Genomic DNA, 18067 nt, shown 5'->3' on the forward strand with positions numbered 1-18067 from the left:
ATCCATTGAAAGTGTTGTCCCACGTCTCTCATGCGCCCTGTCACCTTCAGATTCGAAAGCAGCATCCATGATCGGAACACGTACTTCCTCGTCCTATACCCCGCACGTCGACGTTGCCCCCTCCGACCGTCCGCTCATCCTGGTGGCGCCGCGTTGGGAAGAGGCAAAGCCGTTTTTGAGCGAGACGCTCTCCCCCAACGAGGAAATCGCCAGTGTTTTTGTCGATGCCATCCTTGCCGCCGGCGGCCTGCCGCTGCAGATGTCCATCACCGAGGACATTGAGGTCATCCGTCATTACGTCGATATCGCCGACGGCATCGCTATTCCCGGCGGCCCCGATGTCAATCCCAAACGTTGGGGCGATGATCGACCCTACGACCCCACCCTCTGCTGCGAGATCCGCGATAGCTTTGAGTTTAAGCTGGTCGACGAGGTGCTCCGCGCCAAAAAGCCGCTCTTTACCACCTGCCGCGGCACGCAGCTGCTCAACGTCGCCACTGGCGGCACCCTGTGCATGGACGTACCGAGCCTGGGCGCGCGCGAGGGCCGCACGCAGTGGCGCCATACCCACGTGCTCAACGACCCCGTGCATCCCGTCGAGGTCGTGCCGGGCTCGCTTCTGGAGCGCGCGGTTGGCGGGCACAGGCTGATCCAGACCAACTCCGCACACCACTGCTGCGTCGAGCGTCTGGGTAAGAGCACGCGCTTGGTCGCCAAGGCAACCGACGGCGTTCCCGAGTGCATCGAGGTCGAAGGCCAGCCTTTCTGCCTGGGTGTGCAATGGCATCCCGAGTACACCTGGCAGACGCTCGAGACCGACTTTAACCTGTGGAAGTCGTTTGTCGAGGCGGCGGCCAAGGTAAAGCAGGCCCGCTAGTTCGCGAACCGCACAACAGATAAGGACGCCCCGCCGGCCACATGGTCCGACGGGGCGCCCCTTTGCCTAGCTTAAACCGAAGGGAACGCGACAACGTCCGCAGGGCGCTCCAGCGTCTCGGCAATGCGATCGCGCACTTCGAGCAGACACTCGATAAGCAGCGGATTGAAAGCGCCGCACTCACCGTCCAGAATCATCCGAATCGCCTCTTCTTGCGAAATGGCGTCCTTGTACACACGCACGCTCGTCAACGCATCGTACACATCGGCCACCGAGACCACCTGAGCGGCAATGGGGATATCGTCGCCCTTAAGACCGTCAGGATAGCCCGTACCATCCCAACGTTCATGATGCCAGCGGGCGATTTGGTACGCATAGTCCAAAAGGGCACTTCCTTCATGGTTTCTGCCCAGATTGCGCAGCATGTCGGCGCCAATGGTAGTATGCGTCTTCATTATTTCAAACTCTTCGGGCGTCAGACGTCCGGGCTTGTTGAGAATCGCATCGTCGATCGACATCTTGCCGATATCGTGCAGCACCGACGCCAACGCAATCGAAGAACGCTCCTCGTTGCCAAGAGAGTACTTGTCGCTCCGTCGCGCCAAGTCGCCAAGCAGCAGCTCAGTCAACTTCTCGATATGCGTGACATGCCTGCCGCTTTCGCCATTACGGACTTCCATGACGCTCGCCATGATGTCGACGAGTATACGGCTGTTATTGACGCGCGCATTGTACTGCTGCGACAGCAGACTCATCAGACGACGCTGTTTGGCATACAGTCGAATAATATTGTTGACGCGACGACGCACAATGCGGTCATCGAACGGGCGACTGATATAGTCCGAGGCGCCCAAATCGTAAGCACGTAACACCACGTCGTCGGTGTCTTCGCTCGAGATCACAATAACAGGTAGGCTATCGAGGGCTGCCTGACGCGAAAGCTCGGCCAGCACCTCACAGCCGCTCATGTCCGACATGACAATATCGAGCAGCACGAGGGACAGGTCGCCACCATAACGGTCAACCGCATCGAGCGTGGCGCGACCGCTATCGGCTTCTAGAATGCGATAGTCGTCCTTGAGCATCTCACCGAGGATGGACCGGCTCACTTTGGAATCGTCGGCAATCAGCACCAGGGGCTTTTGGCTTTGGAAGGCCTCGATGGAATCGGCATCGGTCACGACCGTACCGGCTTTTGTCTTAGCGTGGCTCAGTAACTGGACAGCGCGGCCAACGCCCTCATCGACCGTCTCGCCATGAATGCGAACGCCACCAACACATGCCGTCAAGCTCACGTACTCATGGCCCGGAATAATCGTGGCATGAACGGCATCGGATACCTGATGCAGGCGACGGGTGAAGTCATCGGAGGGAATATTGGGCATGACGACCACAAACTTGTCGCAGCCATAGCGCACAAGCTCGTCAGTCGAACGAATTCCGCTGCGTATGGCTGTCGCCACAGCACCGAGCGCAAGGTCGCCGGCATGACGGCCACACGTATCATTGACGACCCTAAAATCATCAAGGTCGATCACCGCAACGCCGGCATTCATGCGGGCGTTGCGGAGCTTTTCCTCGTAATATCGGCGATTGCGCACACTCGTCAGCACGTCGGTGTAGGCAAGGTCCTCTTCTGTGGCCTCTTGCTCATCAATCGGACGCACCATCAGCAGGACGCGAGGCTCGCCCTCGACCTTTAGAGGGCGCAGACGGGCGCGGTACTCAACACCATCGTTGAGCAGTTGCTCCGATACCTCATCGGAGTCTTCCAAGGCCTCAAGACTCGACTGACGCAGACAAGGGCAGCGGTCGCCGGCGAGTAGGCAGTTAGGCTCGCTCTTAATCTGTTCGGCAGAAAGCAGGCGCACCACGGGGTAGGTCTTCGCGACGCGGGCGACCTCAGCGGCAGCCTCCTCGTCGGTTAGATTGGCCTCGTGACTATTGAGCATATGGGGCCCTTTCGATAGTTTCGCATGGTAGCGATGGGTTCCAATTGTTACAAGGGTAACACCTTGCCGATGCAGGTAAGCACGTGAATGCTGTTACATTTTTATGAGTTGGCAGGCGACGCGATTGAAGCCGCAGACGTGAGGTTTTGAGCACATTTGTTAACACGGCCGAAACGTTTGCGGGTGAAGGCTGTTTCGGCTATTGCAAGCGCTAGAGCCCCAGGATGCCACGAACAGTCTGGGCAGCCGCTGCCGGGCGATCGCGCAGGCCGTTGTGCGCGCCGGGAACCATTACGAGTGGACAGTCCAAAAGCTCAGCCGCCATCCTCGTGCCCGCCTCGCGGGGCGTGCCAATCGAGAGTTCACCCAAGAGCACGGCGGCCACCGTTTTCGACGCGCGAACGCTATCCCAATCGGGAACGCAGGTCATAGTAATCCCGTATTCGTTTGCCATGAAACTGCGGCCGTTGCGCAGGGCATGCTTGGCTTCTGCCTCGGTTAACTTGGGGGCCTCAGGGTCCGAATCGCCGATGGCGCCAAGGAAGGCCCGTAACGCCCTGGAGACCTTTCCCGCAGCGATCATCTCGAGCAAAACCGGGGCCGCGCCCAGGCCGGCGCCCTCATCCGTCACGGCAGGTTCATGCAGAATCGCACGCGAGATTATGGCGGGGTTTGCACGGAGAAGCTCCAGGGCCACCAGCGTACCGGCACTGTGCGCGAGGACATTTGCCGGGGCGCCGGCATGTTGGATAACAGCTCGCAGGTCGGCAGCCTGAACTGCCAGATCGTAGCGTCCGTCTGCCGCATCGTCGCTCTCGCCGCAACCACGACGGTCATAGGCAATGAGGCGATAGTCACGGGTGAGCTCGTGGGCGATGCCGTCAAAAAATGTGCCGTCGACGCACGCACCGTGCACGCACACCAAGGCGGGCGCATCGGACGATACATCCGGGCCGGCATACTCGCGGCAGGCAATCGTGGTGCCCGCATTTTCGACCGTAAAATCCATGTTGTGATCCTATCGTCAACGCCATCAGGCCGCACCGAGGTGCGACTTGGATAGTCTGGCGCCATGTTGCGCATACTTAAGTGCGTTTACTGTACCCGACTCGCACCCTTTCATGATAGGGTTCCGAAAACTCACCAGACTGCACAGTTTCGGCTTAGACAACAGTGTCCAGACCCGCGATTGGCACGGGGGCCAATGCTATGCTTAAGTGCAACTGTCCCGAGGAGCATATGCCTATGTCTACGTTTTTGAATGCCAGCCCCATCTTTGGGCCCGTCCGCAGCCGACGCCTTGGACTCTCGCTCGGCGTCAACATGATGCCTGCCAGCGGCAAGATTTGCACCTTTGACTGCATTTACTGCGAAAACGGACTCAACGCCGAACGCCCCTGCCACGAGCCACACAACACGGCTGCCGTGGTGCTCGACGCACTCGAAGCCAAACTACGCGAGATGACGGTCGAGGGTGAGCTGCCCGATGTAATCACGTTTGCCGGCAACGGCGAGCCCACCGCCGCACCGGAGTTCCCGCAGGCTATTGCCGGCGCTGTCGCGCTTCGCGACCAGTTGGCCCCGAACACCAAGATTGCCGTGCTTTCCAACGGCACGCGCGCCGACCGTCCCCAGGTGCATGATGCGCTCATGATGGTCGACGACAACATCCTCAAGCTCGATACGGTCGATCCGGCATTTATCCAGCTGCTCGACCAGCCCGTTGGTCCCTACGACGTCGAGCACCAGATCGAGACGTTCGCGAGCTTTGACGGTCACGTTATCATTCAGACGATCTTTTTGACCGGTGAGTATCAGGGCAAGCCCATCGACAACACCGGCGAGGAGTACGTTGCCCCCTGGCTCGCGGCGCTTGAGCGCATTCGTCCGCAGGAGGCGACCATCTACACGGTGGCGCGCGAGACACCAGTCGCCGGCCTTGCTAAAGCGGCTCCCGAGGCGCTCGACGCGATTGCCACACGCGTGCGCGCCCTCGGCATCCCCTGCCAGGTGAGTTACTAGCACCCGTCTGCCCAAGAGCAGCTAATTTGGGACGGGGCTTTTTTGACTGCTTTTGGGAGCGATATGGGCGGCGCAAGGCCGCGCGGACAAAAGCAGTCAAAAAAGCCCCGTCCCAAATTAGCTGCTCTGCGGGTGGGCTATACTAGCTGCGAATGAAAGGAAGTTAGCCATGTTTGACAATGGACCCGTGCCTGGCCGCAACGACGCTTGCTGGTGCGGCAGCGGCAAAAAATACAAGAAATGTCACAGCTCCTTTGATGAGCGCCTCGAGCGCCTGTGGGAAGAGGGCTGGAACGTCCTGCCCCGCACGCTCTATAAGACGCCTGCCGATATCGAGGGCATCAAGCGCTCGGCCGCCATCAACGTGGGCGTGCTCGATTATGTGGGTGAGCATATCGCCGCGGGCATGACCACCAACCAGATCGACCAGATGATCTACGACTACACCGTCGAGCATAGTGGAACGCCGGCCGACCTCAACTACGAGGGCTACCCCAAGAGCGTGTGTACCTCGATCAATGACGTAGTCTGCCACGGCATTCCCTGCGATACGGACGTACTGCACGAGGGCGACATCATCAACGTGGACTGCTCAACGATCTTAGACGGCTATTTTAGCGACTCGAGCCGCATGTTCTGCATCGGCAAGGTCTCGGCCGAGCGCCAGCGCTTGGTCGACGTCACCCGCGCCAGCGTGGAGGCGGGTCTGGCAGCCGTCAAGCCATGGCTGCCGCTCTCCGTGATGGCCGAGGCCGTACAAAAGACGGTCGAGGACGCCGGCTTTAGCGTGGTGCGCGAGTACGGTGGCCACGGCATTGGCAAGGAGTTCCACGAGGACCCGTTTGTGGGCTTTACCACCGAGGCGCCCGACGTGGACACTATCATGGTTCCGGGCATGGTCTTTACTATCGAGCCCATGGTCAACGCCGGAGCACCCGACATTAAGATTAGCAAGGGCGATGGGTGGTGCGTGCGCACCAAGGACGGCAGCGACTCGGCCCAGTGCGAGGTACAGCTCGTGGTGACCGAGGACGGCTACGAGCTGCTGAGCTGGTAGCCGTAGATGCGCCGGATGCTGACGGGCACGCTCGTCTTACATCCGGCGTTTTATTTGAACGTTTTGCCTGATAAAACCTGCCAAAATAAACCTGTCCCTTTTTGGCAGGTTGAGCGGAGAGGAATGCTTGTGAACATCCTGGTTTTGCTGCCCGTCAACGACCGCCATCGTGCAATTCTTGAGTCGAGCGCTCCGGGCGAGGATTTTATCTACACGAGCGCCGGCGATATCACGCGCGAACAGGTCGCCGATGCCGACGTGATCCTGGGCAACATCGACCCTGACATGCTCACGGCATGCGACCATCTCCAGCTGTTGCAATTGCAGACCGCCGGCTATGACGACTACCTTGCCGCCGGCACCGTGCCGGCTGAAGCCAAGCTGTCTTGCTCGATCGGCGCCTACGGTCAGGCCGTGAGCGAGCACATGTTTGCCATGGTCCTTTCCATGATGAAGCGCCTGCCCGGCTATCACGACTTGCAGCGCGAGCATCGCTGGGAGGATTTGGGGCCGGTCACCTCGCTCAAAAACGCCAACGTGCTGGTGCTGGGCGCAGGCGATATCGGCGGCCACTTTGCCACGCTCTGCCGCAGCATGGGTGCGCATGTCCGCGGCATCAAGCGCCATCCGCTCGTCTACCCCATTGTGTTTGAGGACATGGACGGCATGGATGCCCTGTCTGAGCGCCTGGCAGAGGCCGACATCGTCGCATCCTTTATGCCCAGCACGCCCGAGACCCGCGGTCTGGCGAACGCCGAGTTCTTCGCCGCGATGAAACCGGGCGCGTTCTTTGCCAACGGCGGCCGCGGCGATCTTGTGGTCGCCGACGACCTGGTTGCCGCTCTGGAATCGGGACATCTCGCCGGCGCCGCGGTCGACGTCACCGATCCCGAGCCGCTGCCCGCCACAAGCCCGCTGTGGGATGCACCCAACATGCTCATCACGCCGCACGTCTCGGGTTGGTTCCACCTGGCCGCCACGCTCAATAACGTGGTCGACATCGCCGCGGAGAATCTGCGTCACCTGCTGGCCGGCGAAACTTTACGTTGTTGGATTGAGCATTAGATTGTTCCGGCGTTTTACCAAACGCCGGAACCCCTCGACGCTGCGAGCCCGCCGTTTGGCCAATCTGCCGTTCAATTTCAAAGGCGCGACCAGAAGGTCAGCGCCTCTTCATTTCACGGCACCTTGGCTCAAACGGCGGGCTCTCGCTGACTTTTGCTCTACCTGCGGCGGTTCCGCTGGCGTCGGCTTCATCTGCAAGCCTTAGCAGCTCCGTCTTACCGTTGACATTGCGGCATTTGCCCAGATAAAACCTGCCAAAATAAACCCGTCCTTTTTTGGCAGGTTTTAAAGCTCCACACTTTCGGCACCGTTGATGTTTAGGTCGCGCTCGTAGAAAGCCGTGAGGGCACGGATCGCGTACATCACGTCGCGCACGCCACCGGTCTCGTAGCTCGAGTGCATGGCCAGCTGCGGCAGGCCCACGTCCACGGCGTGCATGCTCGCCTGCATATTGGACAGATTGCCGAGCGTGGAGCCACCCGCCATATCGCTCTTGTTGGCAAAGGCTTGCGTGGGCACGTCTGCGTCATCGCAGATGGCCTGGAACACTGCGCGGCTAAAGGCATCGGTGCAGTAGTGCTGGTTGGCGGCTTCCTTGATGACGATACCGCCGTTGAGCACGACCTGGTTGTGGGCATCGCACTTTTCGGCGTGGTTGGGATGCACGGCGTGCGCGTTGTCGCAGCTCACGAGCATCGAGGCGGCAAGCGCACGGTGGTACGACTCGTCATCAAAGCCCAGCGACCCGTTAATGCGACGCAACGCATCGGCCAAGAACGTCGACATGGCGCCCTGCTTGGTCTCGGAGCCAACTTCCTCGTTGTCGAAGCAGCAAAAGACCGAGATGTCATGCGCATTCTCGGCGCCCAAAAATGCCTGCAGCGAGGTGTAGGCGCAGGCTAGGTCGTCGAGCTTGGGCGTCGAGATAAACTCGTCGGCCCAGCCCCAAATGCGCGCGTCCTGACGATTGACCAGAAACAGATCGCGGCCCAGAATCTGCTCGGGCTCGACGTCCAGTTCGTCGGCGATCAGAGCATCAAAGTCGCCCTGCTTAAGCTCGCCGGCGCTGATGAGCGGGCACAAGTCGACGGCGCGGTTGGGTGCAAAGCCCTCATTGACGCCACGGTTCATATGGATAGCAAGGCTCGGAATGATAGCGACCTCGCGCTCGGTGGCAAGCAGGCGGCTCTCAATACGGCCGCCCTCGCGCACCAGCACGCGTCCAGCCAGCGCCAACGGGCGATCGAACCAGGTGTAGTCGATCATGCCGCCGTAGGCCTCGGTGTTCAGGCGCAGCGTCTCGCCCGCGCCGTCAAGCTCGGGCACGGCCTTGACCTTAAACGTCGGAGAATCGCTGTGCGACGCCGTGAGCTGAAAATGATAGTCGCCGGCAACGCCGTCCTCGCCCCACGTCGCGGCCAGGTCCTCGCCCACCTTAAAGGCGATAACGCTCGAGGTGTTGCGCTGCGTGTAATAACGCCCGCCCGGCTCGATGTCCCATGCCGCGTTCTCGGGCAGGTAGGTAAAGCCCGCCTCGTCGAGCTCGGCCATAATGGTCGCTGCCGTATGGAACATGCTGGGGCACGCCTCGATAAAGTCGATAAGGTCGTTGGCGGCCTCGATATCGTCGGCCGTCACATGCGCGCGCTCGGGCGTTTCCTGATCCGTCATGCTCTCCCCTTTCGCTGGGTTGATGGTCCCCTCCAGCATACCCCGCCACGCCAGCGCCGCACTCTTCATTCCATGTTTAATCCCGTGCCACTCACCAGGTTGAGCCATCATGCCCGCGCTCCTTTTGCGATAATTACGCTAACAGGACGAGAGGAGCCGTCATGAAGCCACGTAACATTGCCATCGCCTGCGGTGTCGCGGGAGTCGCCGTCGGCCTTGCCGCTGCCACCGGTATCCTTTACCGCAAGCAAATCAAGTCCGCCGCGTCGCTCAAACGCTTGACCGGCTACGCGGATGGCTATGACCTGTACGCAATCGACATCGCCTACGACTACGATCTTGATCGCATCATCGCCGCTGGCGTGCGCGACGACCAGGCCTACATCGATGCCGTGGTGGCGCAGGTGCTGCCCGGTGTGCCGGCACATGTCCAGGCTCCCCAGTTTGCCTGCAGCGCTTTTGTCGCCGTAGATGCCGAAGGCCGCGTGCGCACCGGTCGCAATTACGACTTTAAGGACGACACCTCGGCGCTGCTGGTGCGCAATCACCCACGCGGCGGCTATACCTCCATCGGGTTTGCCGCCCTTAACAACCTGGGCGATAACACTCCGCTTGACTCCGTCGCCGGACGCGCCGCCGCACTCATGGGTCCGTTTGCCCAGCTCGACGGTGTTAACGAATGCGGCGTGTCCGTTGCCGTACTCACCCTGGATTCCAAGCCCTGTGACCAGGACACGCAACGCCCTGTCATCAATACCTCGCTCGCCATCCGTCTGGTGCTCGACCGTGCCGCCACCACGCAAGAAGCTGTCGACCTGCTTTCCGCCTACGACATGCACGCCATGGCAGGACGCGATTATCACTTCTTTATCAACGACGCCACCGGTGACGCGCGCGTAGCAGAGTGGGATCCGCACGATCCGGACCGCGCTTTCAAATCGACTCCTGTACGCCAGGTTACGAACTTCTACCCCTGCTATGGCGACGAAGTGCTGCCCAACCAAAAGAACGGCGAGCTGGGCCATGGTAAAGAGCGCGCCGTCGCAATTGCCGATGTCCTTGACGCCCATGTCGGTGCCCAGGACGAAACGATTGCCTGGGAAGCCCTGCGCGCCGCAGCGCAAGAGCCCAATCCGGAAGACATCACCAGCAATACGCAATGGTCGGTCGTCTTTGACAATACCGAACCCGCCGCCGCTATTACGCTGCGCCGCCACTGGGGCGACGTCGACGCCTTCGCACTGTAAGGAGCCAGGCCCGTCGACCTTACGCTCGCCTGACGTTGTTTACATTTCTATACGCTTGAGCTAACACGTTTTACCCCCGTATCAACAGTGTGCGGGGGTAAACTTATGCGCATGTTATAACTTGCCCGGAAGGATTCATCATGCTTAGGATCGGTCTTCTTACCAGCGGCGGCGACTGTCAGGCGCTCAACGCCACCATGCGCGGCATCGTCAAAACGCTTATGACCAATAGCGAAGAACCTATCGAGATCTATGGTTTTGAGGACGGCTACCAGGGCCTTATCTACAGCAGGTTCCGCGTCATGACGCCCGCCGATTTCAGCGGCATCCTCACCCGCGGCGGCACCATTTTGGGCACGAGCCGCACGCCGTTCAAGCGCCTGGACATTCCCGAGGCCGACGGTGTCGAGAAGGTGCCCGCGATGGTCCACACCTATCACAAGCTGCAACTCGACTGCCTGTTTATGCTGGGCGGCAACGGCTCCACCAAGACCGCCAACCGCCTGCGCGAAGAGGGCCTCAACGTTATCGCTCTGCCCAAGACCATCGATAACGACACCTGGGGCACCGAAATGACGTTTGGCTTTACGAGCGCCATCGACGTCGCCACCAAGTGCATCGACGACATCCACACCACCGCCTCGAGTCACGGCCGCGTGTTCGTTATCGAGATCATGGGCCACAAGGTTGGCTGGATCCCGCTGTACGCCGGCGTCGCGGGCGGCGCGGACGTCATCCTGATTCCCGAGATTCCCTACGACATGGGTAACGTCATCAAGACCATCGAGCATCGCATGGAGACCGGCAGCCGCTTTACGATCGTGGCCGTCGCCGAGGGCGCTATCTCCAAGGAGGACGCGGCGCTGCCCAAGAAGGAGTACAAGAAGAAGCTCGCCGAGCGCACGAGTCCGTCGATTGTCTACGACATTGCCAAGGAAATCGAGGCCAAGACCGGTCGCGAGACCCGCGTCGCCATCCCCGGCCACACGCAGCGCGGCGGTCAGCCCGACGCCCAGGACCGCATCTTTGCGACCCAGTGCGGCGTTGAGGCGGCACTGGGCTGCCTACGCGGCGAGTTTGGCTACATGATTGCCCTGCGTGACGGCAAGATGTGCCACATGCCGCTCGAGGAGGTCGCCGGCAAGCTCAAGTTTGTCGATCCCCAGAGCGACCTGGTACGCGAGGCCAAGGCGCTGGGCATCAGCTTCGGCGACGAATAGCCTCGGCCGAAATCCATCCCATCGGGCCCTCCGACCCCGCCCGACGTATTTCGATTTGGCTCCTCCCTTGACTCCGTCAAAGGTCGCCAATCGAAATCGTCGGTCGGGGTCGGAGGGCCCTGCGTTTACATGCTCGCCGAGGCTATTCGTCTTCTTGCTGCGGGTGCCTAGGGCAGGAGGCGCCGTGCATTTTTGGGAGTTTTCAGCAGCCGAGGGTGCCAGCATACTGAATTTTGGGCGAAAGGCAGGCGCCATGGGCCGCATCTTGTAAAAACGAGCGGCTCTTGAGGCGTTGGGAGCTCAGAATCAGGGCTTTCAGCGCAGTTTTGTGCGCCCGCTCCCATACTCGTGGACTCCGGAATGCTGAATTCTCCGGAATTTGCACGCCGCCTCTGGGGGTACCTGCGGGCAAAAAGCAACCGCCCCGCCAAAATATGCATTCTGCGGGGCGGTTTATGCAATAAAGCGACTGCGGCACGTCACAGCTCGCTACAACTTGAATCCAAGAACAGGTTACTCGGCGCTCTTGAGGGCACCGACCATGTCAATCTTGTTGAGGGTACGGTTGGTGGCGAGGTTGACGATAAACGTAAAGCCAAACGAAAGCACCACAGCGAGCACGAAACTCAGCGGCTCGACCTCAACATCAAAGTACAGCGACGGCATCTGAAGAACGTACGTAAAGCTCTCGGCAAGCAGGCCACCCAGCGGCACGCCCAGTGCGGTGCCAATCGCCGTAAGGATCAACGTCTCCTTATTGACGTAGTGGTGCACCTCGCCACGGCGGAAGCCCAGCACCTTGATGGTCGCCAGCTCGCGTTCGCGCTCCGAAATATTCGTATTAGACAGCGTAAACACCACCACAAACGACAGGCACGCCGCCATAAAGGTCACAAGCACTACGACCGAATTGATAATCGTAAAGTTCGACTCATAGTTCTCCCAATGCTCGGCCGTACTCGAAATCGTAAGCCAACCGTCACTCTTAAGCTTCTTGCTAAACGCAATCTGGTCGGCCGACGAGCCCTTAAGCAGCACAAAGATGCCGTTAAGACGCGCGCTTCGGCCGAACGCGCGCTCATAGGTGCCCTGCGTCATATAAAGTGTGTTGCCCAAATAATTAAGCGAGATATCGCTAACCTTGACCTTGGTAACATTGAGCGACGAATCCTGGACCTGCGCCGTATCGCCCGGCTGAATCCCCAGCACCAGCTGTGAACTCTTGCTTAAATACACGTCCCCGTCACGCAGGGCGAGCGGTTCTTTGGACTCATCCTCCAGGCGCACGTAATCGCCCAAGTCACCCGTGCGGTCGTCGGGCACCACGATGAGCTGTACGGTCTCGCTCCTACCGCCAAACGTAAAGGTGACGTTGTCGGTCATAATCGGCAGGGTCGAGGTCACGCGTACGCCGGAGTCGCTGGCCGCGCTACGCTCTTCCAGCGCCGCACACGTCTGAGCATAGTCATCGGGATTGGCGACCGCCAGCAAGTCATAGCGCGTGATATGCCCATACTGTTTGGGCGAAAGCGCCACCGACGTATCGCGGATGCCCATACCGCAGATCACGAGCGCCGTGCAGCCGGCGATACCGAAGATGGTCATAAAGGCACGTTTTTTGTAGCGGAACAGGTTACGCGCTGCCACCTTGTTCAAAAAGCCCATGCGGCGCCAAATAAAGCCGATGCGCTCAAGCAAGATGCGCGAGCCGGCTCGCGGGGCCTTGGGACGCATAAGCGAGGCTGGGGTCTCGGCCATCTCGTGGCGGCAGGCGATAATCGTGGCACCCACCACGCCCACGGTAAACAGCGCCACCGAGACGATCGAGGACACGATGTCGTACGAAAGCAGCATCTGGGGCAGTGAGTACATGTCGTCGAACACCGTAAACAGGAACAGCGGCAACCCCACAAATCCGATGATGTTGCCGAGTACGCCGCCGAACAGACATGCCCACAGCGAGTAGTCCACGTATTTGGACAGGATTCGCCCGCGTGAATAGCCGAGCGCCTTGTACAGGCCAATGAGCGTGCGCTCCTCCTCGACCATACGAGTGGCGGTGGTAAGGCTGATGAGTACGGCTACGACAAAGAAAATAAATGGGAAAACCGTGGCGATGGCCTCAATCGAAGAGCTGTCGCTCTCGACGCTTGAGTAGCTTGCGATGTTACCGCGATCCTGGATGTACCAAGTGCATTCGCCCAGATCGGAAAGCTCGGCGCGTGCATCGGCAAACTGCTGGTCGGTGGCGGCGCGGCGCTGGTCCAAATCGGCCTGAGCCCGAGCGCGCTCCTCACTGCCCTGGGGCATGCGGTTGATGTTGTCCTGCTCAATCCCAAAGAGCATATTCGCCTGGCGCTCGGAGGCATCCAAGCTTGCCGGCGCGTCGACCGTCAGCTCTTGGGCGCGCACCTTCTCACGCTCGTCGCGAATCTTCTCGATATTACCCTTGACCTCGTTGATCTTTGTCGTGTAGGCATCTGAATAGGAGTTGAGGCTCTTGGCTCCCTCGACGATCACGTGGACCGCGGAGTAGGAAGAAGATGTCGCGGCATCCTCGCTCACATAGAACTTATAGTCCGCAGCCGAAGCAGCGCGAAAGGCGTTGACTGTCGAGTCGGAGCTCACATCAGTAGGATCGAGGACCTCGGCCGTAATGGTGTAATCACCCGCGGCAAACTGGTCCTTGGCGCTTTGGTTCGACGAGCTCGCGTCATTGGCGGCAAAACTCACCGTGTCGCCGAGCTTTTTGCCCGAAGCCTTCAGGAACTTCGAAGTCACCGCGACCTCGCCGGCGCTCTCGGGCAAATCGCCGCTCACCAGCACCGGTTGATCGATATTCTTCCTGGAAAGGCTCTGCACGACTACACGCTCGCGCGTGGTACCCACGGCGGTGTAGGCGGTCTCGGTGTAGATGCCCTCGGCCGTCTCGACGCCGTCGACCTCTTGAATGGCCGCAAGATCGTCGCGCGTAAGGCCATAGGTCGACTGCACGTTAATGTCATAGACATTCTGCTGGTCAAAATAGACGTCGACCGAATCGCGAAGATCCTCGCAGCCCGCCTTAAGACCGCACATCACGCTCACGCCGAGCGCGGTAATGACCACGATAGATAGGAAGCGCTTAAGACTGCCTCGGATTGTGCGGGAGATGCCACGGCGAAAAACCGTCGGCGCCATATCATTTGAGCTTTGAGCGGTACGGTAGGTCGCGAACTCCCGATCGTGACCCACGTGCTCCGTATCGTGGTTTTGGCTGTTTTGGCGATCTTGGTCCATGGGCGCTACCACTCGATCGTCTCGATAGGCACGGGATTTTGCTGGACCGTCTCGCTCTCCACACGACCGCTCTTAAAGCAGATCAGGCGATCGGCCATGGGCGCGAGCGCGGAGTTGTGCGTGATGATGATGACCGTAATGCCCTGCTTGCGGCAGGTATCCTGCAGCAGCTGCAAAATCTGCTTGCCGGTTTTGTAGTCGAGGGCACCCGTGGGCTCATCGCACAGGAGCAGCTTGGGGTTCTTGGCCAGTGCGCGGGCGATGGACACGCGCTGCTGCTCGCCGCCCGAAAGCTGCGCGGGGAAGTTGGCGAGGCGCTCGCCCAGGCCAACCTGGCGAAGCGTTTGCTCGGCATCGAACGAATCGGGGCAGATTTGCGCCGCAAGCTCGACGTTTTCGAGCGCCGTCAGGTTGGGAACCAGGTTATAGAACTGGAAGACAAAGCCGACGTCGGCGCGGCGGTATTCCACGAGCTGCGCCTCATTGGCGGAACTCACGTCGCGCCCATCCACCGTTACGGTGCCGGAAGTCGCCGTATCCATGCCGCCCAGAATGTTGAGCGCCGTGGTCTTGCCGGCACCCGAAGCACCCAAAATGATGGCGAGCTCGCCACGCTCGACCGTAAAGCTCGCGCCGTCCAGCGCGTGAATGCGGGCATCACCCTCGCCGTATGCTTTGACGACGTCTTTGAATTCGATATAAGCCATCGATTAATTCCCATCTGGTCGGATAACTCTTTAGTATTACCCATTTCGCACCGACCAAAAAGGGACAGGTTTATTTTGGCAGGTTTTATATGGGGAAACGAGGGTGCGGGCAGGCACCAGGACTGTCCACGGCAACCATTTGACCCAAACCGTATCCACCGCTATGATGCCACTGCGGAATGAATGTCTCCGTTGGGTGCGCCAGCCAAGCTGCCGCGTTACCCTAAACCGCCTTGTTGCTGATGACTTCTGCTGTTACGTGATGCCCCTAGGCATCACGCTGCGGCAGGAGTCTTTTTTGTTTTGGAGGAGAAGTGTCGGAAAGCAGCGCATCGAGCAGAATCAAACGTCTGCTCAACACCTATAGCGGTCTTGTGCTTATGGGTGCCGTCGGAATCCCCGTCGGTATCATCGTTGGCGCCATCTGCGCGCTCTTTGGACGCGTGCTTTTGGCGATCGGCGCCTTCCGCGACGAGCACATCACCCTGCTCCTCCCCTTCCTCGCCCTTATGGGCCTTGCCATCGTGTTTGCCTACCGCGCTTGGGGCAAGGGCACCGACCGCGGCATGAGCCTGGTATTCGACGTAGGCCACGGGCGTGAGGACGCCATCTCGCCGCGCTTGGTGCCGCTCATTATGCTGAGCACGTGGGGGACGCACCTCTTTGGCGGCAGTGCGGGACGCGAGGGTGTGGCCGTGCAGATCGGTGCAACCGTCTCACATTGGATCGGCCGACGTCTACCTTTCCGAGACCCCGGCAACACGTTTTTGCTTATCGGCATGGCCGCCGGCTTTGCCGGGCTCTTTCGAACGCCCCTTGCTGCCACGGTCTTTGCTATCGAAGTACTGGTCGCAGGACGCATGGAATACCGCGCGCTGTTTCCCGCGCTTACAGCCTCGCTCGCCGCAAGTATGGCCTCCGGTGTCCTGGGACTCGAGAAGTTCGAGGTCGCCGTTGTCGCCTCATGCGCGCTTGACCTCCCCGGTCTTGGACGGCTTGCGGTACTAGGCATCGCGTTTGGTATGGTAGGTGGAGCTTTTGCCTGGTGCCTTGCCCATACCAAGACCCTTGCGGCGCGGCTGCTCCCCAACCCCTATGCGCGCATCGCCGCTATCGGCATCGCGCTATCGGCGATTCTGTTCGCACTGTGGCAGGGTCGATACTGCGGCCTTGGCACCAACCTGATATCGGCGGCGCTCAACGGTAACGGTAAGGTCACCATCATGCCTTGGGACTGGGCGCTCAAATTCGTACTCACCATCGCCACACTTGCCGCAGGATATCAGGGTGGTGAGGTGACGCCGCTGTTTTCCATCGGAGCCAGCCTGGGTGTCGTACTCGCCGGGATTCTCGGCATGCCCGCCGAGTTCTGCGCCGCGCTGGGCTACGCAGCCGTCTTTGGCAGCGCCACCAATACGCTGCTCGCACCCATCCTTATTGGCTGCGAAGTCTTCGGCTTTGGTAATCTGCCGATGTTCTTTATTGTCTGCGTCGTGGCTTACCTGTTCAACATGGATAAGTCGATCTACGCCCTGCAAGAGCGAGCGTAGAAAGATGTCCAAGCAGGTGGTCTCAACCGGAAACGGCGTCCCACTCTGAGGCTGTATTCCGGGACACGGTTTCCGCTTGGGACGCCATTCGGAAAGCGCATCCCGCTTTAAAACGGAATTCCGGGACGTGGTTTCCGTCTGAGTCTCCATTCGGAAAGCGTGTCCCGTTCTTTCACGGCATCTTGGCTATGCAAAGTGCTCGAACGCTAGTCCTCGTACGCGCCCTCAAGCCGAAGCAGCCACTCCTTGCGATCGAGCCCGCCGGCATATCCGTTAAGCGAGCCGTCGGCGGCAACCACGCGATGGCACGGCACGATAATCGAAATAGGGTTGCGAGCGACCGCAGCTCCCACCGCACGAGGAGACACAACGGGGTCCTCGTTCCCCGGCACCCGATGGCGGGCGGCGACACGAGCCGCAATCTCGCCATACGTGGCGACCTCGCCACGCGGAATAGAAAGCAGCTCAAACCAGACTTCACGCTGAAACGCCGTACCGATCATATGCAACGGCGGCGTATACAGAGGCTCCTGCCCTGCAAAATAAGCATTCAGCCAAGCCCACGAACGCTCAAGCACCGAAGAAGCCGCACCATGAGCCGGACTCGCCGACGACATGCCACCAGCACCGGAAACCGCATCGGCCCCTTCAACATGTTCGGAGTCTTCCCGGAGAAGCGTGGAGCCAAAGTGCTCCTGCCCCTCAAACCAAAGCCCCGTCAGGCCGCGGCCATCAGCGGCAAGCAGGATTTCGCCCAAAGGCGAAGCAAACGTCGTCGTGACCACCAGCGGCTCCTTTCAAAACTCCGCACCATAATACCGCGAATTGTGCAGACAACCTGTCTGATACGCCCGGGCAGGCTCGTAATTGTTTAAGCGAGGCCGCTTTCCCCAATCAAGCGGAGAAGACGCGGGGCTTCGACGCCAGAGCGGTACCCATGCCAGCTGAGCTCTAATACTTTTCCCGAGAAGTGAACGAGTAAAAACGAGGCCCCGGAGCATCCACACTTTTTGATTACAAAACCGCAGGATTCGCGCAGCAAAGCCGCAGGAAATAGCGGTCAAAATATGTCAATGCTTCGGGGGTCCAAAATAGGTCGTTCACTTCTCGGGAAAAGTATTCAACTTCAATTCACCCCAACCCCAAAGTCACCTCAGGCAGCAGGCGCGAAGCGCCGCAGCTGCCGTCACGGACCCGCAGTCCCCAAAGGAGACAGGCGCAAAGCGCCGAGGCCGCCGCCGGGACCAGGGCCCGCAACGGCCACGCGCCCTCACATCAGCCCAGCGGCCCCAACCAACAACGGCCCCATCGCAGGCCGCTCGCAGCCGAGTCACCGCAGGCGGGGCCGGGCTCAGCTTTCAGAACACTCCGCAGACCAGTGCGGCGCCTTGTCCGCGGCTCCGAAGGAGCAGGACAAGGC

Annotated in this window: 13 protein-coding genes; 7 read left to right on the forward strand and 6 right to left on the reverse strand. The window is 60.0% G+C overall.

Annotated elements, in window-relative coordinates:
- The first annotated feature begins 67 nt into the window (after positions 1-67).
- Positions 68-877 (forward strand): gamma-glutamyl-gamma-aminobutyrate hydrolase family protein, encoded by an 810-nt coding sequence (locus ACTQ05_RS05200; protein ID WP_427793644.1) that lies wholly within the window; start codon positions 68-70, stop codon positions 875-877.
- A 71-nt stretch (positions 878-948) separates the two neighbouring features.
- Here ACTQ05_RS05200 and ACTQ05_RS05205 read toward each other — a convergent pair whose 3' ends face one another.
- Entirely contained in the window at positions 949-2829 is a 1881-nt protein-coding gene (locus tag ACTQ05_RS05205; RefSeq protein ID WP_441538200.1) for a diguanylate cyclase, read from the reverse strand.
- A 211-nt stretch (positions 2830-3040) separates the two neighbouring features.
- A complete protein-coding gene (locus tag ACTQ05_RS05210) occupies positions 3041-3838 on the reverse strand; it encodes an alpha/beta fold hydrolase (RefSeq protein WP_441063677.1) in 798 nt (265 codons plus the stop codon).
- 236 nt (positions 3839-4074) lie between these two features.
- Here ACTQ05_RS05210 and ACTQ05_RS05215 point away from each other — a divergent pair, with 236 nt between their 5' ends.
- From ACTQ05_RS05215 to ACTQ05_RS05225, 3 genes are all read left to right on the forward strand, one after another.
- Complete coding sequence (locus ACTQ05_RS05215) at positions 4075-4851, forward strand: radical SAM protein (protein ID WP_441063678.1); 777 nt, start codon at positions 4075-4077, stop codon at positions 4849-4851.
- 169 nt (positions 4852-5020) lie between these two features.
- Positions 5021-5908, forward strand: a complete 888-nt coding sequence (map, locus tag ACTQ05_RS05220; RefSeq protein ID WP_441063021.1) for a type I methionyl aminopeptidase — start codon at positions 5021-5023, stop codon at positions 5906-5908.
- 123 nt (positions 5909-6031) lie between these two features.
- Entirely contained in the window at positions 6032-6973 is a 942-nt protein-coding gene (locus ACTQ05_RS05225) for a D-2-hydroxyacid dehydrogenase (protein ID WP_441056356.1), read from the forward strand.
- A gap of 285 nt (positions 6974-7258) precedes the next feature.
- On the opposite strand, the gene ACTQ05_RS05230 is transcribed toward ACTQ05_RS05225, so the two are convergent.
- Positions 7259-8644 (reverse strand): M18 family aminopeptidase, encoded by a 1386-nt coding sequence (locus ACTQ05_RS05230; RefSeq protein ID WP_441063020.1) that lies wholly within the window; start codon positions 8642-8644, stop codon positions 7259-7261.
- 161 nt (positions 8645-8805) lie between these two features.
- Between ACTQ05_RS05230 and ACTQ05_RS05235 the strand changes: the two genes are divergently transcribed.
- Together ACTQ05_RS05235 and ACTQ05_RS05240 are read left to right on the forward strand one after the other, a co-directional pair.
- A complete protein-coding gene (locus ACTQ05_RS05235; RefSeq protein ID WP_441063019.1) occupies positions 8806-9891 on the forward strand; it encodes a carcinine hydrolase/isopenicillin-N N-acyltransferase family protein in 1086 nt (361 codons plus the stop codon).
- Positions 9892-10031: 140 nt separating this feature from the next.
- Positions 10032-11111, forward strand: a complete 1080-nt coding sequence (locus ACTQ05_RS05240) for a 6-phosphofructokinase (protein WP_154514896.1) — start codon at positions 10032-10034, stop codon at positions 11109-11111.
- A 513-nt stretch (positions 11112-11624) separates the two neighbouring features.
- Here ACTQ05_RS05240 and ACTQ05_RS05245 read toward each other — a convergent pair.
- Together ACTQ05_RS05245 and ACTQ05_RS05250 are read right to left on the reverse strand one after the other, a co-directional pair.
- Complete coding sequence (locus ACTQ05_RS05245) at positions 11625-14390, reverse strand: FtsX-like permease family protein (RefSeq protein ID WP_441538203.1); 2766 nt, start codon at positions 14388-14390, stop codon at positions 11625-11627.
- Positions 14391-14395: 5 nt separating this feature from the next.
- A complete protein-coding gene (locus ACTQ05_RS05250; protein WP_427718202.1) occupies positions 14396-15097 on the reverse strand; it encodes an ABC transporter ATP-binding protein in 702 nt (233 codons plus the stop codon).
- Positions 15098-15411: 314 nt separating this feature from the next.
- On the opposite strand from ACTQ05_RS05250, the gene ACTQ05_RS05255 reads away from it, so the two are divergent.
- Complete coding sequence (locus ACTQ05_RS05255; RefSeq protein WP_441063017.1) at positions 15412-16647, forward strand: chloride channel protein; 1236 nt, start codon at positions 15412-15414, stop codon at positions 16645-16647.
- Positions 16648-16853: 206 nt separating this feature from the next.
- Here ACTQ05_RS05255 and ACTQ05_RS05260 read toward each other — a convergent pair whose 3' ends face one another.
- Positions 16854-17432: a methylated-DNA--[protein]-cysteine S-methyltransferase gene (locus ACTQ05_RS05260; RefSeq protein WP_441538205.1), complete on the reverse strand. Its 579-nt coding sequence runs from the start codon at positions 17430-17432 to the stop codon at positions 16854-16856.
- Positions 17433-18067 lie beyond the last annotated feature (635 nt).

This window comes from Collinsella sp. LCP21S3_A9 (assembly GCF_052118785.1).
GTDB lineage: Bacteria > Actinomycetota > Coriobacteriia > Coriobacteriales > Coriobacteriaceae > Collinsella.

Excerpts from the sequence above, each read along its gene's own strand:
- ACTQ05_RS05200 (WP_427793644.1), top strand. The coding sequence starts at position 68 with ATGATCGGAACACGTACTTCCTCGTCCTATACCCCGCACGTCGACGTT.
- ACTQ05_RS05205 (WP_441538200.1), bottom strand. The coding sequence starts at position 2,829 with ATGCTCAATAGTCACGAGGCCAATCTAACCGACGAGGAGGCTGCCGCT.
- ACTQ05_RS05210 (WP_441063677.1), bottom strand. The coding sequence starts at position 3,838 with ATGGATTTTACGGTCGAAAATGCGGGCACCACGATTGCCTGCCGCGAG.
- ACTQ05_RS05215 (WP_441063678.1), top strand. The coding sequence starts at position 4,075 with ATGTCTACGTTTTTGAATGCCAGCCCCATCTTTGGGCCCGTCCGCAGC.
- map (WP_441063021.1), top strand. The coding sequence starts at position 5,021 with ATGTTTGACAATGGACCCGTGCCTGGCCGCAACGACGCTTGCTGGTGC.
- ACTQ05_RS05225 (WP_441056356.1), top strand. The coding sequence starts at position 6,032 with ATGCTTGTGAACATCCTGGTTTTGCTGCCCGTCAACGACCGCCATCGT.
- ACTQ05_RS05230 (WP_441063020.1), bottom strand. The coding sequence starts at position 8,644 with ATGACGGATCAGGAAACGCCCGAGCGCGCGCATGTGACGGCCGACGAT.
- ACTQ05_RS05235 (WP_441063019.1), top strand. The coding sequence starts at position 8,806 with ATGAAGCCACGTAACATTGCCATCGCCTGCGGTGTCGCGGGAGTCGCC.
- ACTQ05_RS05240 (WP_154514896.1), top strand. The coding sequence starts at position 10,032 with ATGCTTAGGATCGGTCTTCTTACCAGCGGCGGCGACTGTCAGGCGCTC.
- ACTQ05_RS05245 (WP_441538203.1), bottom strand. The coding sequence starts at position 14,390 with ATGGACCAAGATCGCCAAAACAGCCAAAACCACGATACGGAGCACGTG.
- ACTQ05_RS05250 (WP_427718202.1), bottom strand. The coding sequence starts at position 15,097 with ATGGCTTATATCGAATTCAAAGACGTCGTCAAAGCATACGGCGAGGGT.